Source organism: Paludisphaera mucosa (assembly GCF_029589435.1).
Lineage (GTDB): Bacteria > Planctomycetota > Planctomycetia > Isosphaerales > Isosphaeraceae > Paludisphaera > Paludisphaera mucosa.
This window is the reverse complement of record NZ_JARRAG010000002.1, coordinates 1,241,516-1,258,678: the sequence shown is the minus strand read 5'-3', so window position 1 is coordinate 1,258,678 and position 17,163 is coordinate 1,241,516. Positions and strand designations below refer to the sequence as shown.

The window sequence follows — 17,163 nt, the reverse complement described above, 5'->3', positions numbered from 1 at the left end:
GTTTTCGTCCTCGTTGCAGCAGTGTGGGAACGCCGTTAAACTTTGTTTGAAATGCGGAGCCGAATCGAGGCATGTTCGGCCCGCCGACCGGGCCCGGCGATTTCGAGGCGTTGCCATGAGACGGTGGATCGGCCTCGGTTGCATCCTGGTCACGGCCGTCGCGACGACGAGGGCGGCGGGGACGGATCAGGACTTCGACGCCAGGGTCGCTCCGGTGCTGGCCCGGCACTGCCTGGACTGCCACTCGGGCGCCGACCCGAAGGGGAAGCTCGACCTGTCCGCGCGGGCCGCGGCGTTCGCCGGCGGGGAAGGGGGCGAGGCGATCGTCGCCGGCAAGCCCGACGAGAGCCTGCTTTGGGAGAAGGTCGCCTCGGGCGAGATGCCCCCCAAATCGCCGCTGACGGAGGCCGAGAAGTCCACCTTGAAGGCGTGGATCGCCGGCGGGGCGAGCTGGGGCGCCGATCCGATCGACCCCTACCAGGTGACGACCGCCAGGCGCGCCGGGCGCGACTGGTGGTCGCTCCAGCCGGTCCGCCGGCCGACGCCCCCGACGACGACCGACGGCCGGGCTCGGACGCCGATCGACGCCTTCGTCCTCCACGCCCTGGAGGCGAACGGCCTGGCCCCAGCGCCCGAGGCGGGCCGCCGCGAGTTGATCCGGCGACTGACCTTCGACCTGATCGGCCTGCCTCCCACGCCGGCCGAGATCGACGCGTTCGTCGCGGACCGGTCCGAAACCGCCTACGAGATCCTCGTCGATCGCCTGCTGGCGTCGCCGCAATACGGCGTGCGCTGGGCGCGATGGTGGCTGGACCTGGCGCGCTACGGCGAGAGCGGCGGGTTCGAGTACGACGAGTTCCGCCCGTCTTCGTGGCGATACCGCGACTGGGTGGTCGGGGCGTTCAACCGGGACATGCCCTACGACGAGTTCACCCGTCTGCAGATCGCCGGCGACGTCCTGCGGCCCAGGGACGCCGAGGCCGTGGAGGCGACGGGCTTCCTGGTCGCCGGCGCTTATGACACGGCGGGCCAGAACCAGATCAGCCAGGCGATGCGGGCCGTCGTGAGGGCCGACGAGGTGGAAGACCTCGTCGGCACCGTTGCGCAGACCTTCCTGGGGCTGACGGTCAACTGCGCCCGCTGTCACGACCACAAGTTCGACCCGATCCGCCAGGCCGAATACTACCAGTTCGTCTCGGCGCTCGACGGCGTCCGTCACGGCGAGGTCGACCTGTCCGACCTGGACCCGAAGTCGATCGCACGACGGTCGAGAATCGCGGCGATCGAGGCCGAGGTCGCGACGATCGAGGCCCCGGCGCGGGCGAAACTCCTGGGTGCGAAGGCGGCGGACGTCCAGGCGATCCCGCCCTCGCCCATGGCGGCCTGGGACTTCAAGACAGGGGGCGAGGATCGGGTCGGCCACGCCGACGTGGCCCTGCATGGCGGCGCGAGCCTCTCGGCCGAAGGGCTGGCGCTCGACGGCAAGGAAGCCTATGCGATCACGCCGCCGCTGGGGGTCGAGCTTCACGAGAAGACGCTCGAAGCCTGGGTTCGCCTGGAGGGGACGGATCAGCGCGGCGGGGGCGTGGTGAGCGTCGTGGCGGAGGTGGGCGGCGCGTTCGACGCGGTCGTCTTCGGCGAGTCGGAGCCCGGCCGCTGGATGGCCGGGAGCGAGAACTTCGTCCGGACGTCGAGCGTGGGCGGCCCCGCCGAAGTCGAGGCTGGGCGACGGTTCGTGCACGTCGCGATCCGCTATTCCGCCGACGGGATGATCCAGGCCTTCCGCGACGGCCGGCGCTACGGGAAGGCCTACCACTCCACGGGTCCGGCGGTCTTCGCCGCGGGGCGGGGGCGGGTGGCGTTTGGAATAAGACATCTTCCCGTCGGCGGCAACCGAATGCTGCGAGCGACGATCGCGAGGGCCAGGCTCTACGACCGGGCGCTGACCGACCGCGAGCTGGAGGCCTCGGCGTCGTCGGGAGGGACGGTCCTCGAAGTCGGGGACGTGATCGCAGCCCTGGACGCGGAGGCGCGGTCGTCGCGCGAGCGGCTCCTCGAGGAGGCGCGGCGACTGCGGGCGAGCCTCGCCGTCGACCGCCGGAAGGCGTATGCGGTCGCCCCGAGGCCGGCCGGCGCGACCCGGATCCAGATCCGGGGGAATCCCGGCCAGCCGGGCGAGGTCGTCGCCGCGGGCGGAATCGCCTCGCTGGCGGGGACGGACCCGAAGTTCGGGCTCGCCCCCGACGCGCCCGAGGCCGAGCGTCGGATCCGGCTCGCGGGCTGGATCGCCGACGCGCGGAACCCGCTGTTCGCGCGGGTGGTGGTCAACCGGCTCTGGCTGGCCCATTTCGGCTCGGGCCTGGTGGAGACGACCAGCGACTTCGGCTTCAACGGCGGCGTCCCCTCGCACCCGGAATTGCTCGACTGGCTGGCCTCCGAGCTGCCCCGGCGGGGCTGGAGCCTCAAGGCGATGCATCGCCTGATCGTCACGTCGGCCGCGTACTGGCGGTCGTCTCGTCCCGACCCCGAGGGGCTCGCGAAGGACGCCGGCGACCGGCTCCTCTGGCGGAAGCAGCCGGCGCGGCTGGAGGCCGAGATGGTGCGCGACGCGATGCTCGCGACGGCCGGCGTGCTCGACCCGGCGACGGGGGGGCCGAGCTTCCGCGACCACGAACCCCGCAAGGCCGAGGGGACCACGACGATCCTCTACGTGCCGACCGACCCCGCAAGCCCCGGCCAGGACCGCCGGACCCTCTACCGGGCCTGGGCCCGGGGCGGCCGCAGCGCGTTCCTAGACGCCTTCGACTGCCCCGATCCGTCGACGACCGCCCCTCGCCGCGCCGCCACGACCACGCCGCTGCAGGCGCTCTCGCTGATGAACAACGCGATGGTGCTGCACCTCTCGGACGCCTTCGCGAAGCGGCTCGTCCGCGAGGCGGGGCCGGACGCGAAGGCCCAGGTCGCGCTGGCGTATCGGCTGGCGCTCGGGCGACCGCCCCAGGACGACGAGTTCGCCGAGGCGGCGGCCGTCGTCGACCAGTTCGGCGCGGCCGCTCTGGCCCGGGCGCTCTTCAACAGCAATGAATTCCTCTATCTCGACTGACGTCGGCGGCCGGCGATTCGAGGCGGGACCCCCAATGGACCGACGCGACTTCTTCTGCTGGATGCGAGACGGGCTGGCCGGCGCGGCGGCGGCCTCGTTGATGCTGCGCGACGGCTCCCTCCGCGCGGGCGAGCCCGGCGACGGCCGGCCGCCGGGTCCGAACTTTCCGCCCAGGGCGACGCGCGCGATCCACATCTGCCTGGCCGGCGCGATGAGCCACGTCGACTCGTTCGACTACAAGCCGGGGCTGATCGCGGCGCACGGGCAGTCGCTCGTCTCGCCGACCAAGCCCGACGTCTTCTTCGGGCAGGTGGGGCGGCTGAAGCGGCCCGACTGGGACTTCCAGCGGCGGGGCGAGTCGGGGCTGTGGGTCTCCGACCTCTTCCCGCACATCGCCGGCGTGGCCGACGAGCTGACCGTCATCCGGTCGATGGTCGCCGAGACGTCGAACCACACGCCGGCGACGTTCCAGGAGAACAGCGGCTTCCGCCTGAACGGCTTCCCCAGCCTGGGCTCGTGGATGAGCTACGGCCTGGGGAGCGAGGCCGACGACCTGCCCGCCTTCGTGGTCATCCCCGACGCCCGCGAATGGCCGGCCGGGGGCTCGATCAACTGGGGCAACGGCTTCCTGCCGGCCCGCCACCAGGGGGTCGTCATCCGGCCCCGCGGCGAGCCGATCGACGACCTGTTCCCGGCCCGGCCGATCTCGGCGGGGTCCGAATCGGCCACGCGCGGGCTCGTGAGCGGCATGAACCGCCGCCATCTCGACCGCCATCCCGGCGACGACGCCCTCTCGGCCCGCATCCGGGGCTACGAGCTGGCCGCGCGGATGCAGACGTCGGTGCCGCGGGTCGCCGAGATCGCCGGCGAGGACGCCGAGACCCTGGCCCTCTACGGCGTCGACCGGCCCGAGACCGACGACTTCGGCCGCTCGTGCCTGGTCGCCCGCCGCCTGCTGGAGCGCGGGGTGCGGTTCGTCCAGCTCTTCTCGGGCGGCACCTTCGGCAGCCCCCGCCGCAACTGGGACGGCCACGAGAACGTGAAGCTCAACCACGGCCAGGAGGCGCTCCGGATCGACCGCCCCGTCGCCGGCCTGCTGCGCGACCTGCGCCGGCGGGGGCTGCTCGACGACACGCTCGTGCTCTTCACCACCGAGTTCGGCCGCACGCCGTTCGCCCAGTCGGGCGCCGACGTGGTGGGGCCGGGCCGCGACCACAACCAGTACGGCTTCAGCGTCTGGATGGCCGGCGCGGGCCTGAAGCCGGGCGTCGCGTACGGCTCGACCGACGAGATCGGCTGGAAGGCGGCCGAGTCCCCCGTGACCTGGCCCGACTTCCACGCCACCGTGCTCCACCTGCTGGGCGTCGACCACACCCGGCTGACCTACTATCACAACGGCATCCAGCGCCGCCTGACGAACGTCCACGGATCGGTGATCCAACCCATCCTGGCCTGAGCCCGCCGAGCCTCGTCGACGGTCAGTCCACGACGAGGTCCGGCAGGGACTCGACGCCCGACTCGACCTCGACGGCGAGGCCCGACCGATCGGGATCGCCGTAGCGCTCGGCGGGGGCCGACGCGCCCTTCTTGGGGGCGCGCTCGACCTTCTGGAGGAACGTCCGGTTCTCGGTGGACGGGGGCTGGACGCGGACCCCGACCCTGTACGAGCCGGCCGGCGCTCCGTCGTCGCCGGCGAAGGTGTGCAGGACGTAGCGGCCCTCGGCGTCGGTCGTGCCGGAGGAGAGCGGGACGTCGACGCCCGGCGGGGTCGCGGGCTTGAAGATCACCAGGGCGCCGGCCAGCGGCTCGCCCCGGAACGTCACGCGGCCCCGGGCGGGGACGAGCGGGACGGGCGGCCCGCCCTCGCAGCCGGCGAGGGCCGCGACGAGGAGCAGGGCGGCGGACCGGCCCGGGATCGATCGGATCATCGGCGACACGACGAGGCCTCTCTTCGGGTCCGACCCGCGGTCAGTAGGCGTCGGCCGAGACGATCTCGCCGCCGTTGTAGCTGATCAGGGCGTTGAAGACCGACGGGGCCACGGACTGCTTGAGGAACCGGGCCGAGCCGTCGGCGAAGAGGAAGTTCGCGCCGCCGGGGTGGAAGGCGTAGATCTCGTTGTTGCTTGAGTAATTGGTGTGCTCGGGGCTGCCGTCGCCGTCGGTGGCGTACTCGCTGTTGTAGTCGGACCAGCCCGCCCCCGAGCCCTGGTCGCTCTGGACCGGAGGCGTCCCGTTGCGATACCAGGGGTACGACTGGCCGTAAGACATCTGTCGTCCCTTGACGTAGAAGTCCGGCCGGCCGGCGTCCTCGGTGATGAGGACGGTGTTCGACAGGCCGTCGGTCGCCTCGGCGATCCGCCGGGTGTAATTCCCCTTGAGCAGGCCGCGCGTCTCCTGGCCGGCGGGGTGGTCGACCTTGTTCACCGTCAGCCAGCCGTCGCTGACGCCGCCGTCGACCGCATAGTCGCCCACGCCCAGCTGCACCGTCTGGCCGTTGAGCTGGTTGAGGAACGGCGTCGTCGTCCGGGCGGGGGCCGAGGGGCAGCTCATGAAGCCCACGCGGGTCGCCACGGCCGTCGTGTTCTCGGGCTGGGGGAACGCCTGGCTCATGTTGATCGAGTTGTACAGGTTCGTCTGCTCCATGAAGCCCATGACCATCGGGACCCAGCACTGGATGCTCAGCGGGTAGTCGCAGACGAGCCCGAGCTGCTTGGGGCAGGGGGGGATGTAGCTGGGGTGGGTCGTCGGCAGCGTCGTCGCGTCGACGGGCTGGAAGGGGGGCTTCAAGAAGGTCGTGCTGATGGCCCAGGCGGGGGCGAAGAAGCCGAAGGTCCCCTCGAAGTTGTGGAAGCCCAGGCCGATCTGCTTCAGGTTGTTGATGCACTGCGCCCGCCGGGCCGCCTCCCGCGCCGCCTGCACGGCCGGCAGCAAGAGCGCGATCAGCACGGCGATGATGGCGATGACGACGAGCAGCTCGATGAGCGTGAAGCCGCGCGCACGCGGGCCGCGAATGTCGGGGGTCATGGGAGTTCCTTGGGGTGAGGGAGGGCCGCCCCGCCGACCGGGAGGAACGAGCGGGCGACCCGACGCCGGAATGGTCCGGGCGCCGGGCCGCACCTCTCGCACTTGTTCGGGGTCGCCCATCAGTATCCTCACGATCGCGTGGATTGAAGGTCCGGTTCGATGAAGATCTCGTTCAACCACGGCCGGGGCCAGGAAACTCGTTCCGCCGACGGTCGGCCGCTCCCCTTGACCGAATCTCAACGGCGAGGGAACATCCAAATTGGTGCGAGGCGACGACCGGACGTCGCACGCCCGCGGCCCCCAACCGAGAGGAGGAGCGGCCCATGAAGCGGCTCGTCAAGATTGCGGCGGCCGCGGCCGGCGTCGCGTCTCTGGCCTCGCCGACGGCGCGGGGCTGGGGCGACGGCGACGACTTCGTCGGCCCGCGCCCGGGCCTCAGGATCGTCCTGGGGGCCGGATCGGTCCGTCTCGTCGCGCCCGAGAGCCGCGTCCGACGGGGCCTGGCGCGGCTGCCCAGGGGAGAATGCCCGTCCCCGCTCGTGGCGGACGGCCTCCCCCGGTCGGGCCCGGAGTCCTTCAAGACCGCCGTCCGAATCGATCCCGAGGCGCGAGGCGAGGACCTCCGATTCCAGGAGCATTTCGCCGCCGCCCTCGCCAGGTCCGACCCCCGCCCGCCGCAACGGACGGCCCATTTCGACTGGCTGCCGCACTTCGACGAAATCCCCACCGTGTATCACGCCGGATGGGACGGGACGATCGTGCAGGTCGAGCCGCAGGGCGACGGCTCGCGACTCGTGAAGGTCCGGATGACCCCGGCGCTGTCGTCGATGGCCCTCAAGACGCTGATGTTCGACTACGTCGAGGAGACCTACCGGGTGAAGGGAGACGCGATCGAGCTGGTCGGCTCGGACGCCGAGACGCCCAGGCCGCGGCACCAGACCTTTCCGGTGATGTTCTGAGCTTCGAAACGAAAGCGGGCGCCGCGCGTCGAGGGGTCTCGACGCGCGGCGCCCGGTTGGGGACGGCCGGAGGGCACGGGTCACGCGGCGCGGGGGCCGCGGCGGGTCACTTCTTCTCTTCGGGCTGGGCGCCCTTGTTCTTGAAGTCGCCGGCGGTGACGACGGAGAACTTCGAGAAGTCGACGTACTTCTTGAGCGCGGCGTCGACCGCGGCGGCGTCGAGGTCCTTGACCTTCGACTCGACGTCGGCGTCGAACTGGAGGGTGCGGCCGAGGAAGAGGTTCGAGGCCAGGGTGGAGGCCAGCGAGCCGTCCTCGGTGCGGCCGATCTCCTGGCGGCGGAGCCAGCCGTCCTTCGCCTTGCTCAGTTCCTCGGCGGTGACGCCTTCCTTGACGATCCGCGCGACCTCCTCCTTCACGCCGGCCTCGACCTTGGCGAGGTTCCGGGGGTTGTAGATCGCCATGACCATGACCGTGGCGCGGGGGTCGAGCGACGAGGCGTTGAACATCGAGGCCGCCGAGTACGACAGGCCCCCCTTGCCGCGGAGCCGGTCGGCGATCCGCGACGAGATCGAGCCGCCGCCCAGGATGAAGTTGCCGACCGAGAGCGCCGGGTAGTCGGCCGCGTCGTCCTTGAGCGGGAAGACGGAGCCGGCCAGGTACATGGCGTTCTCCTTGTCGGGCGTCTCGATGGTCTCGATCGCCGTCTTGAGGCCCTCCTGATAGGGCCGCTCGATGCGGGCGTAGGGCTTCGAAGCCTTCCAGCCCTCGAGCATCTTCTTGACGATCGGCAGGACCTCGGACGGCTCGAAGTCGCCCACGACCGCCAGCTCGCCGACGTTGGCGCCCAGGTATTCCTGGTAGAGCTTCTTGACCTGGTCGTTCGACGCCTCCTTGACCCGCGCGATGCCCTCTTCGGGCGTCGGCGTGTAGCGGACGTCGTCGGCCGGGTACGAGGACATCAGCCGCTGCAGGCGGTTGGACGCGAGCGTCGTGGGCTCGGTCCGCGAGGATTCCAGCGCGGCCAGGCGGCCGGTCTTCTGGACCTCGAACTCCTCGGCCGGCAGGAGCGGCTCGCGGAGGACCTGGCGGAGGATCTCCAGGGCGGCCGGCAGGTTGGCCCGCTTCGTCTCCAGCGCGAAGGCGACCGTGCCGACGCCCGAGCCGCGCGGCGAGAGCCGGGCGAAGTTCTTGTCCAGCTCGTCCTGGAGCTGCTGCTTGGTCAGGTTCTTGGTGCCGCCCCGGACCATCAGGCCGGGGAGGAAGTCGGCGGCGGTGGTCAGGCCCTTGAGGTTCTCGGCGTCGCCGTAGCGGAGCGTGACGACCAGGTTGACCGACTCGCCGCGGGTCTTCTTCGGCAGCAGGGCGACCTTGACGCCCTCGATCTCCGAGGGCCGCTGGACGCGGGCCTCGATGGCCTCGGGGCGGACGTCGAACGACTCGCCGGTCGACTTGGCCTCGCGGCCCTTGTAGCCGCCCACCAGGGCGTTGACGTCGGGGTTGGCCGGGATCGGCGTCCGCTCGGGCTTCTCGGCCGGGATGAAGTAGCCGACCGTGCGGTTGCTGGGCTCGAAATAGGCGGCGGCGACCCGCTTCACGTCGTCGGGCGTCACCTTCTCCATGCGGTCGCGGGCCAGGAAGTAGAGCCGCCAGTCGCCCTGCGCGGCCCACTCGCTCAGCTCGAGCGCGATCGAGTTGGGGTCGGACGACTCCATCTCGAAGTTCTTGGCGTACCGCCGCACGGCGCGGCCGACCTCCTCGGCCGTCACGCCCTCGTCGGCGACCTTCTTCAGCTCGGCGTAGATGACGTCGCGGACCTTCTCCAGCTCGGCCCGGTCCTTGGTGTTGACCCGGGCGATGACGGTGAAGAGGCCGGGGTCGTGCGAGGGCGACGAGCCGCCCGAGACGCTGGCCGCCTTGCGGGTCTCGACCAGGGCCTTGTACAGCCGGCCCGAGGGCTGCGACGTGAGGACGTCGGCCAGGACCTCGAGCGCCGGGTAGTCGGCCTGCGGGCCCGACGGGACGTGGTACGCCATGCCGACCACGCCGACGTCGCCGACGCGGCGCAGGGTGACGACGCGCTCGCCGTCCTGCGGGGGCTCCTCGGTGTAGGTCTGGGGCAGCTTGCGGTCGGGCTTGGCCAGCGCGCCGAAGTACTTGACGATGTAGTCCTTGGCCTTGGCCTCGTCGAACTTGCCGGCGACGACGAGCATGGCGTTGTCGGGCTGGTAGTACTTCTTGTAGAAGGCGCGGAGGTTGTCGACCGGAACGCGCTCGATGTCGGTGCGGTTGCCGATCGTCGACTTGCCGTAGTTGTGCCAGTCGTAGGCGGCGGAGGAGATCCGCTGGAACAGCACGCCGATCGGGCTGTTCTCGCCGCGTTCGAACTCGTTGCGGACGACGGAGAACTCGGTCGCCAGGTCTTCGGCCTTGATCGGGCTGTTGACCATGCGGTCCGCTTCCAGCCGGACGGCGAACTCGAGGTTGTCGTCGGTGGCCGTCAGGGTCTCGAAGTAGTTGGTGCGGTCGTCGCTGGTGGTGCCGTTGAACTGGGCGCCGCGCTCCTTGAAGACGCCCGGGATGTTGGGATGGTCGGGGGTCCCCTTGAAGACCATGTGCTCGAGCAGGTGGGCCATGCCGGTCTCGCCGTAGCCCTCGTGCCGCGAGCCGACGAAGACGGTCAGGGCGACCGTCACCTTGGGCTTGGAGGCGTCGGGGAAGAGCAGGACCCGCATGCCGTTGGGCAGGTGGTACTCGGTGATCCCCTCGACCGAGGCGACCTGTTCGAGCGGGCCCTTGGCGACGGCGGCCGGGGCCCCCGCCAGGGCGACGATCGATCCCAGGGCCGCCGCGAGCGTCGGGAGCGCGAGGCGCATCGACGTGATTCTCATTCGTTTTCGCTTTCCTTGATCGGAATTGGGATGGAGCGTTCCAGGTCCTTCGTCGTGGCTCATCCGTCGTGGAAGTCACGGTCGAAACCCCGACCGCGCCGGGCGGTCAGGGAGTTGGTGCGGGAGAGGTCGGGGCCGGCGGCGCGGGCGCGGGAGCCGCCTTCGGTTCGGCCGCGGCCGCGGGCTGCGGCGGCGCGGGTGGTTCGGGGGCCGGCTTCGGCTCGGAGGGAGGCGTCGGCGCGGGCTCGGGGTCCCGGGGCGTGACGATCATCACGCCGTCCTTGACCTCCAGCGAGGCGATCCGGTGCAGCAGGCGCTTGTAGCGGCGCTCGCCCTCGGAATCGTTCGCGTCCTCCTCGTCGTCGCCCAGGACGATGTCCGACTGGCCGAGGATGTCGCGGACCGGCCCCGGCAGTTCCTTGCCGTCGACCAGCATGGAGACGACCTCCACCTTGACCGCGCCGTTCTTCAGGGCGAGCCTGACCTCGGCCTCGCCGTTGAGGAACCGGCCGCGGGTCAGGCTGATGTCCTTGATCTCGCTGAGCGGGAAGCTGACCTTGGCCTTGATCTTGTCGCCGACGATCGACAGGTAGATGCGATCCTTGAGGCGGGGCGACTCCTGGATGAGCGCGTTGAGGTCGTCGCCGCCGAGGACCAGGGGCTCGACCTTCCCGCCGGCCTCGACCGCGTCGCGGAAGGCCTCGATCCGGGCGACGGCCCTCTTCTGCTCCTCGCCGACCAGGGCGGGCTTGGGCAGCTCCACCGGCGCGGTCGCGGTGTACATGTCGCGATAGGTCAGGAAGGTCCGGTAGGCCACCAGCGCGGCCAGCGCCAGCCCCAGCATGAGCAGGACCGACAGGACGATCGCGATCACGCAGCCGTAGAAGAAGCAGCCGCGTCGGCGGGGCTCGGCGTCGTAGCCGTAGCCCGGCGGGGCCTTCTCGGGGTCGACGGGATGGAAGTCGGGGTCGTAGCTCGCCATAATCCCTCGAAGCCGGGGAAGCGTCGCGGCCCGTCTCGACGCGACGCGGCCCCTCCATGGCCCTCGACCGTCCCCTCGATCATCGTCGAAAAGGGCGGGAAAGAAAAGGGGCGAGGGCCGCCGCCGCGGCGGTCAGGCGGGGGGCTCGGGGGCCGGCTCGAACCGCGTCGGGACGACGAACGCGGCGATCCCCGCCGAGGTGAACAGGGCCACCAGCGCCCGCGCCAGCAGCCGCGACTCCCGGCTGTTGGAGATCGGCTGGGTCGTGCCGTCGAGCGGGAAGGCCGCCGCCGCCAGCAGCTCGTAGGCCGCCGCGCCGAGCATGCCCCCCAGGAACCCGCCGACCACGCCGAGCGCCGCACGTCGCACGCCGCCCATCCCGAACCCGAAGGCCGCGCCGCCCGCCGCGCCGATCGCCCCCCAGACCAGCCCCAGGGCGCCGATCGCGTAGAGGATCTCCACGTCCATCATCTCGGGACGGTTGAGGATCCGGGCGTAGAACGGCAGGATCCCCAGCGAGGCGCCGACGCCCGCCGCGACGCCGAGCGCCGAACCCGCCAGGCCCGCGGCCGCACCGGCCCGGGGCGACGACCGGATCATTCCGCCGGCGATCCCCAGCAGCAGGCCCATCAGGCCCCCGAGGAGGCCAAAGGCCAGGGCCGCGTTGCGCACCAGGGCCGTCGTCATCGCCGTGAAGTCGGCCACGACCAGCCCGCGCGGGCCTCCGCCGCCCCCCCCCGGAGGCTCCGGCGCGATCTCGGCGACGAACCAGCCCAGCAGGTACTCGCCGGCCAGCCACGAGGCCAGGCCCGCCAGGCCGCCCCCGGCCAGCGCCCACGCCCAGACCTGGGCCGAGCGGGGGCGGGTGACGCCCGGATCCTGCAGCGGGCCCAGCTTGACGTGCAGGTCCACGGCCGAGGCCGGCGTCGGCTCGGCCGCCGCCACCGCCGCGATCGGCCCCGGGCCGGGATCGTCGGCCCCGGCGCTCGCGACCGGTTCCGTTGGAGGGGCGGGTGCGGGCGAAGGCGGATCGATGGGCGTATCCGACATGGGCGGCGTTCCTGATGCGGCGCGCGGCGAGGCTGCGGCGGTGGAAGACGCCCCCACCCCTCACGGATTACAACGCGCCCGATCGACGCCGTAAAGGACGCACCCGCACGCCCTTCGAGGATGGCCCCGGCCTCACTCCGTCGCACCCTCGACGTCGTAGGCCGCGACCCGCGGCCCGGCCTCGTCCACGAACGCCAGGAAGCAGTTGTAGCAGGCGTCGAACTCGGAGCCCTGCGAGGGCAGGAAGTCGACCTCGACCCAGCCGAGGGGGATCCTCGGGTCGTGGCCGGCGGGCGGATCCCGCTCCTCGACCTCGAACACCTCGAACCGCCTGGGCGGGTCGAGCTCGGGGACCATCGCCTCGTCCTCGCCGGTCGCCGCGATGTGCTCGCGACGGAGCCGCGGGCCGAGCGCGGACCAGCCGAACTCGGCGGCCAGCGCCTCGACCGTCAGGGTCGCGCGGAGGGCCGTGGTGCAGAGCGGCGGGACCTCGTCCCACTTCCGCCGGAGGATCGCCCTCGCGAATTCCCGGGCCGCCTTCGCCGCCCCTTTCGGCAGGCTCATCCCGACCTCGCCTTCTTGGAGAGGAGAAATCGAAGGCCGGACGAGGCGCCGACGCGATTCGGAGGCGTCGCTTCTCGTCCGGCCGTGTGCGTCGAGGCTCGCGGCTCAGGCCGTCTTCCCGAAACCGGGGATCGGGATCGGCGCGACCGGGAGCGGATCGGGGCCGAAGGTGTACGCCGCCGGGCTCAGGTCGTCCTTGGAGTCGAGGATCTGCTCCGGCGTGACGATCTCGCCCGTGTAGGCGGCGGTCCGGCCCATCAGGCCCAGCAGGGTCGAGTACGCGGCCTGCTCGCCGTTGTTGATGATCCGGCCGGCGCGGAGGGCGGCGTACATCTCGTCGTGCTCGACCTGGTACATGTCGTACTTCTTCGAGTCGCCGGTGTCGCGGTACCGCCACTTGTTCTTGCCGCTGAGCGAATTGGCGAAGACGTCGGCCGTGCCGTCGCTGCCAAGGATGTAGTCCTTCACGCGGTTCGCGGTGTTGACCCAGTGGCGGCACTGGTGATAGCCGCGGACGTCGTTCGGGTACTCGTACACGATCGAGAAGTGGTCGTAGATGTTGCCGTACTTGGCGTCGGTCCGCGACTGACGGCCGCCCACGCCGTAGCAGCGGTCGGGGAGCTTGTCGCCCATCGCCCAGCCCATGGTGTCGAGCCCGTGGATGGCCTGCTCGACGATGTGGTCGCCCGAGAGCCAGTTGTAGTAGTACCAGTTGCGGAGCTGGTACTCCATGTCCGAGCCGCACTGCTCGCGGGTCTTGCGGGGCTCCCACACGCCCTGCGAGTTGTACGTGGTCTCGATGGAGCGGATCTCGCCGATCTTGCCGTCGAAGACCTGCTTCATGGTCTCGCGGCGGGGCGGGTGGTACCGCCAGCAGAAGCCGTTGACGACCGCGACGTTCTTGGCCTTGGCGTCCTGGACCGCCTTGAGGAACTTGCGGAGCCCGGGGCCGTCGACGGCCATCGGCTTCTCGACGAAGGCGTGGACCCCCTTCTCGACGGCGTAGGCCGTGTGCAGCGGCCGGAAGTGCGGCGTCGTCGCCAGCACGACCACGTCGACCTGGTCGATGACCTGCTTGTAGGCGTCGAACCCGGTGTACCAGTGGTCCTTGTCGGCCACGACCCGCGGCCCCACCGCCGAGCCCTTCAGCGCCGAGACGCATTCCTCCAGCCGGTCGCCGAACACGTCGCCGATGGCCACCAGCTTGGTGCCGCTGTCGGCCGTCAGGGCCTGCTCGGCCGCGCCCGTGCCGCGCCCGCCCGCGCCGACGAGGCCCACCTTGATCGCGTCGCTGCCGGCCGCGTGGACCATCGGCGCCCACGAGGCCAGCGCCGCCGCCCCGGCCGCCGCGGTCGTCGTCTCCTTCAGGAAGCCCCGCCGGGTGGTCCCGTCGTTCGCGCAAGGTCGCTCGGTCACGGTTGGATCTCCGGATGTGTGGATGAGTGGGGCGTCGCCCGGCTCCGGCTCGATCCGGCCGCGACGCGCTGCGAAGGAGGGAGGGACGCCGGATCGGCCGCCCATGCCGGCCCGAGGAGGATGGCCGGCCGGGCGACGGATCGAATCGCGACCCATCCTAACCCACCCCCGGCCCGGTTGCCAATTATAAAAGCTCCATCATCCATCCCTCCGGCCGGCGGCGAAACCGGGCCTCGCGAGCGGGCGATCGGGGCCGCCGGCCGGGTCAGAGTCCGAAGACCTGCACCGAGACCTCCATGCGGTCGAACGCCCCCGCGGGGCCGGACCAGGAGCCGGACAGGGGGGAGGCCTTCTCGTGGTCGCGCGAGACCGCGACCGAGACGTGCTCCGAGCCGGCGAGCTTGTCGTTGGTCGGGTCGAACCCGCGCCAGCCGGCTCCGGGGATGTAGATCTCGGTCCAGGCGTGGGTCGCGCCGTGCTGGCCCTCGCCCATCTGGACGTACCCCGTGACGAACCGCGCGGCGAAGCCCAGGTGGCGGGACGCCTCCATCAGGAATACGGCGTAGTCGCGGCACGACCCGGTCCCCAGACGCAGCGTCTCGCAGGGGACCTGCACGCCCGCCTCCTCGCGGCGTTTGTAGCGGAACGAGCGATACACCAGGCCGTTGAGCCCGTTCAGCAGGTCGGCGGTGAGGATCGTCCGGCCGGGCGAGTACAGTTCGCGGAGCCACGCCTGGACCGCCGCGCCGTCGTGGGGGTAGCTGGGCAGGCGGTAGGGGACGATCTCCACCTGCTCGGCCGCGTCGTACTGGAACGGATACCACTGCGCCGAGGGGTCGACCGCGCAGTCGATCGGACCGTCCGCGTACAGGTCGACGTCGACCTCGCTCTCCAGGCGGAGCGTCGCCCCGGGCTCGGCGAACGTCAGGAAGGCGATCGAGTTGCCGTAGACGTCGCGGATCCAGCGCACGTCCGCCCTGGGCTCGACCGACAGCTTCGACCCGGCGATGTGCACGTCGTGCCCCTCGCGAGGCCGCAAGAGCGCCCGATGCGCCCCGAACCGGACGGGCTCGTGGTAGTGGTAGGCCGTGGAATGCACGATCCGGATGCGCTTCATTTCGGCTCCGCCCCTGCCTTCAGCCCGGGCGCCGCGACGCCGCTCGTCCCGCACTGGTTGGGCCCCATCGTAGCAGGGACCCACGACCCGCCGCCGATTTCCTCCCGGATTCCCGGCCGCCCGTCTCGGCTTCCCGGACCACGCGGAGGCCAGGCATGACGAAGCAAGTCTGTTTTCATGCATCTTTCCGGCCCGGGACTTGCTGAAATCCCGTTATCGCGCGCCTAGAATGGGCCTGCGGGACGAATGGACGCAAGGTCAGGCCGGTCGGGGGCGACGAGAATCATGGCGCAGACGGTCAGCGACGTATTCATCGACACGCTCGTCGCCGCGGGGGTGAAGCGGGTCTACGGGGTGGTGGGCGACTCGCTCAACGGGCTGACGGACGTCATCCGTCGCCGCGAGGGGATCGACTGGATGCACGTCCGGCACGAGGAGGTCGCCGCCTTCGCCGCGGGGGCCGAGGCGCACCTGACGGGCGAGCTGGCGGTCTGCGCGGGGAGCTGCGGGCCGGGGAACCTGCACCTGATCAACGGGCTCTACGACTGCCACCGCAGCCGCGTCCCCGTGCTGGCCATCGCGGCCCAGATCCCCAGCAGCGAGCTGGGGAGCAACTACTTCCAGGAGACCAACCCCCAGCTCCTGTTCAAGGACTGCAGCCACTACTGCGAGTTCATCTCGCAGCCCGAGCACGCCATCCGCATTTTGGGCATCGCCATGCGGACGGCGATCGCGAAGAAGGGGGTGGCGGTCGTCGTGATCCCGGGGGACGTCGCACTGCGGGCTTGCAGCTCGAAGCCGGCCTTCCTGGCGCTCGATTACGCGCCCTCGATGACGATCCCGCCGGCCGACTCGCTGGCGGGCGCGGCCGAGATCCTCAACGCCGCCGACCGCGTGACGATCCTCGGCGGCGCGGGCTGCGCCGGGGCCCAAGCCGAGCTGATGGCGACCGCGGAACGCCTCAAGGCGCCGATCGTCCACGCCATGCGGGGCAAGGAGTTCATCGAGCCCGACAACCCATACGACGTCGGAATGACCGGACTCCTGGGGTTCTCGTCGGGCTACCACGCCATGATGAGCTGCGACGCCCTGCTGATGCTCGGCACCGACTTCCCGTACCCGCAGTTCTTCCCCACCGGCGCGAAGGTCATCCAGGTCGACATCCGGGGCGAGCAGATCGGCCGCCGCACGCGCGTGGACCTTGGGCTGGTCGGCGGCGTGAAGGAGACGCTCTCGGCGTTGGCCCCGCTGCTGACCGACCAGGCCGACCGCCGCTTCCTGGACGACTGCCTGGAGCACTACGCGACGACCCGCAAGGACCTCGACGATTTGGCCGTCGGCAAGCCCGGGAAACGGCCGATCCACCCCCAGTTCCTCGCCCACGAGATCGACGCCCTCGCCGCCGACGACGCCGTCTTCACCTGCGACGTCGGCACGCCGACGATCTGGGCCTCGCGCTATCTCCACATGAATGGACGCCGCCGACTCCTGGGCTCGTTCTGGCACGGGTCGATGGCCAACGCGATGGCGCAGGCGGTCGGCGCGCAGGCGGCGCAGCCCGGCCGGCAGGTCGTCAGCCTGAGCGGCGACGGCGGCCTGGCCATGCTGCTGGGCGACCTGCTGACGCTCCGCCAGCTCAAGCTGCCGGCGAAGATCGTCGTCTTCAACAACGGCTCGCTCGGCTTCGTCGAGCTGGAGATGAAGGCCGCCGGCCTGCTCGACTACGGCACCGACCTGGTCAACCCCGACTTCGCCAAGCTCGCGCAGTCGGCCGACATCCTCGGCCTCCGTGTCGAGGACCCCGAGGACGTCCGCCCGGCTCTCCAGCAGGCCTTCGCCCACGACGGCCCGGCGCTCGTCGACGTCGTCGTCAACCGTCAGGAGCTGGCCATGCCGCCGTCGATCACGGCCTCGCAGGCCCTGGGATTCAGCCTGTACCTCATCCGCGCCGTCATCGGCGGCCGGGGCGACGAGGTCGTCGACCTGGCGAAGACCAACTTCCTGCCGCGCGGGAAACGATGAGAGAGAGCGTCGCGACCGATCGGGGGGAAACGAGTC

General features: G+C 71.1%; 12 protein-coding genes. 4 read left to right on the top strand and 8 right to left on the bottom strand.

The genetic code is table 11. The annotated features are described in order from the left end of the window. Positions 1–115: 115 nt before the first annotated feature. Together PZE19_RS14560 and PZE19_RS14555 are read left to right on the top strand one after the other, a co-directional pair. A complete protein-coding gene (locus PZE19_RS14560) occupies positions 116–3,103 on the top strand; it encodes a DUF1553 domain-containing protein (RefSeq protein WP_277861356.1) in 2,988 nt (995 codons plus the stop codon). Positions 3,104–3,137: 34 nt separating this feature from the next. Continuing rightward, positions 3,138–4,559 carry a DUF1501 domain-containing protein gene (locus PZE19_RS14555; protein WP_277861355.1) on the top strand — a complete coding sequence of 474 codons (1,422 nt, stop codon included), beginning with the start codon at positions 3,138–3,140 and terminating at the stop codon, positions 4,557–4,559. A 22-nt stretch (positions 4,560–4,581) separates the two neighbouring features. Here PZE19_RS14555 and PZE19_RS14550 read toward each other — a convergent pair whose 3' ends face one another. Continuing rightward, positions 4,582–5,040, bottom strand: coding sequence for a hypothetical protein (locus tag PZE19_RS14550; protein WP_277861354.1), 459 nt, complete (start codon positions 5,038–5,040; stop codon positions 4,582–4,584). A gap of 31 nt (positions 5,041–5,071) precedes the next feature. After that, positions 5,072–6,127, bottom strand: coding sequence for a DUF1559 family PulG-like putative transporter (locus tag PZE19_RS14545; protein ID WP_277861353.1), 1,056 nt, complete (start codon positions 6,125–6,127; stop codon positions 5,072–5,074). A gap of 323 nt (positions 6,128–6,450) precedes the next feature. Between PZE19_RS14545 and PZE19_RS14540 the strand changes: the two genes are divergently transcribed. Next, positions 6,451–7,086: a hypothetical protein gene (locus PZE19_RS14540; protein WP_277861352.1), complete on the top strand. Its 636-nt coding sequence runs from the start codon at positions 6,451–6,453 to the stop codon at positions 7,084–7,086. Between the two features lie 106 nt (positions 7,087–7,192). Here the strand turns inward: PZE19_RS14540 and PZE19_RS14535 are convergent, their stop codons facing one another. The 6 genes from PZE19_RS14535 to PZE19_RS14510 form a co-directional block, all read right to left on the bottom strand. Beyond that, complete coding sequence (locus tag PZE19_RS14535) at positions 7,193–9,976, bottom strand: M16 family metallopeptidase (RefSeq protein ID WP_277861351.1); 2,784 nt, start codon at positions 9,974–9,976, stop codon at positions 7,193–7,195. Between the two features lie 106 nt (positions 9,977–10,082). Next, positions 10,083–10,958 (bottom strand): hypothetical protein, encoded by an 876-nt coding sequence (locus tag PZE19_RS14530; RefSeq protein ID WP_277861350.1) that lies wholly within the window; start codon positions 10,956–10,958, stop codon positions 10,083–10,085. Between the two features lie 132 nt (positions 10,959–11,090). Continuing rightward, the gene (locus tag PZE19_RS14525; protein WP_277861349.1) at positions 11,091–12,008 is read right to left on the bottom strand and encodes a hypothetical protein; all 918 of its coding nucleotides are present in this window, start codon (positions 12,006–12,008) and stop codon (positions 11,091–11,093) included. Between the two features lie 132 nt (positions 12,009–12,140). Further along, entirely contained in the window at positions 12,141–12,572 is a 432-nt protein-coding gene (locus tag PZE19_RS14520) for a hypothetical protein (protein WP_277861348.1), read from the bottom strand. 105 nt (positions 12,573–12,677) lie between these two features. Then, positions 12,678–13,988 (bottom strand): Gfo/Idh/MocA family protein, encoded by a 1,311-nt coding sequence (locus tag PZE19_RS14515; protein ID WP_277861347.1) that lies wholly within the window; start codon positions 13,986–13,988, stop codon positions 12,678–12,680. Between the two features lie 265 nt (positions 13,989–14,253). Further along, positions 14,254–15,105 carry a transglutaminase family protein gene (locus tag PZE19_RS14510; protein ID WP_277861346.1) on the bottom strand — a complete coding sequence of 284 codons (852 nt, stop codon included), beginning with the start codon at positions 15,103–15,105 and terminating at the stop codon, positions 14,254–14,256. 285 nt (positions 15,106–15,390) lie between these two features. Here PZE19_RS14510 and poxB point away from each other — a divergent pair, with 285 nt between their 5' ends. Further along, positions 15,391–17,127, top strand: a complete 1,737-nt coding sequence (gene poxB / locus PZE19_RS14505) for a ubiquinone-dependent pyruvate dehydrogenase (protein WP_277861345.1) — start codon at positions 15,391–15,393, stop codon at positions 17,125–17,127. Positions 17,128–17,163: the final 36 nt, after the last annotated feature.

Bases quoted from the DNA above. Each gene is read 5' to 3' on its own strand.
- PZE19_RS14560 (WP_277861356.1), top strand. From the start codon at position 116: ATGAGACGGTGGATCGGCCTCGGTTGCATCCTGGTCACGGCCGTCGCG.
- PZE19_RS14545 (WP_277861353.1), bottom strand. From the start codon at position 6,127: ATGACCCCCGACATTCGCGGCCCGCGTGCGCGCGGCTTCACGCTCATC.
- PZE19_RS14555 (WP_277861355.1), top strand. From the start codon at position 3,138: ATGGACCGACGCGACTTCTTCTGCTGGATGCGAGACGGGCTGGCCGGC.
- PZE19_RS14525 (WP_277861349.1), bottom strand. From the start codon at position 12,008: ATGTCGGATACGCCCATCGATCCGCCTTCGCCCGCACCCGCCCCTCCA.
- PZE19_RS14535 (WP_277861351.1), bottom strand. From the start codon at position 9,976: ATGAGAATCACGTCGATGCGCCTCGCGCTCCCGACGCTCGCGGCGGCC.
- PZE19_RS14510 (WP_277861346.1), bottom strand. From the start codon at position 15,105: ATGAAGCGCATCCGGATCGTGCATTCCACGGCCTACCACTACCACGAG.
- PZE19_RS14520 (WP_277861348.1), bottom strand. From the start codon at position 12,572: ATGAGCCTGCCGAAAGGGGCGGCGAAGGCGGCCCGGGAATTCGCGAGG.
- PZE19_RS14530 (WP_277861350.1), bottom strand. From the start codon at position 10,958: ATGGCGAGCTACGACCCCGACTTCCATCCCGTCGACCCCGAGAAGGCC.
- PZE19_RS14540 (WP_277861352.1), top strand. From the start codon at position 6,451: ATGAAGCGGCTCGTCAAGATTGCGGCGGCCGCGGCCGGCGTCGCGTCT.
- poxB (WP_277861345.1), top strand. From the start codon at position 15,391: ATGGCGCAGACGGTCAGCGACGTATTCATCGACACGCTCGTCGCCGCG.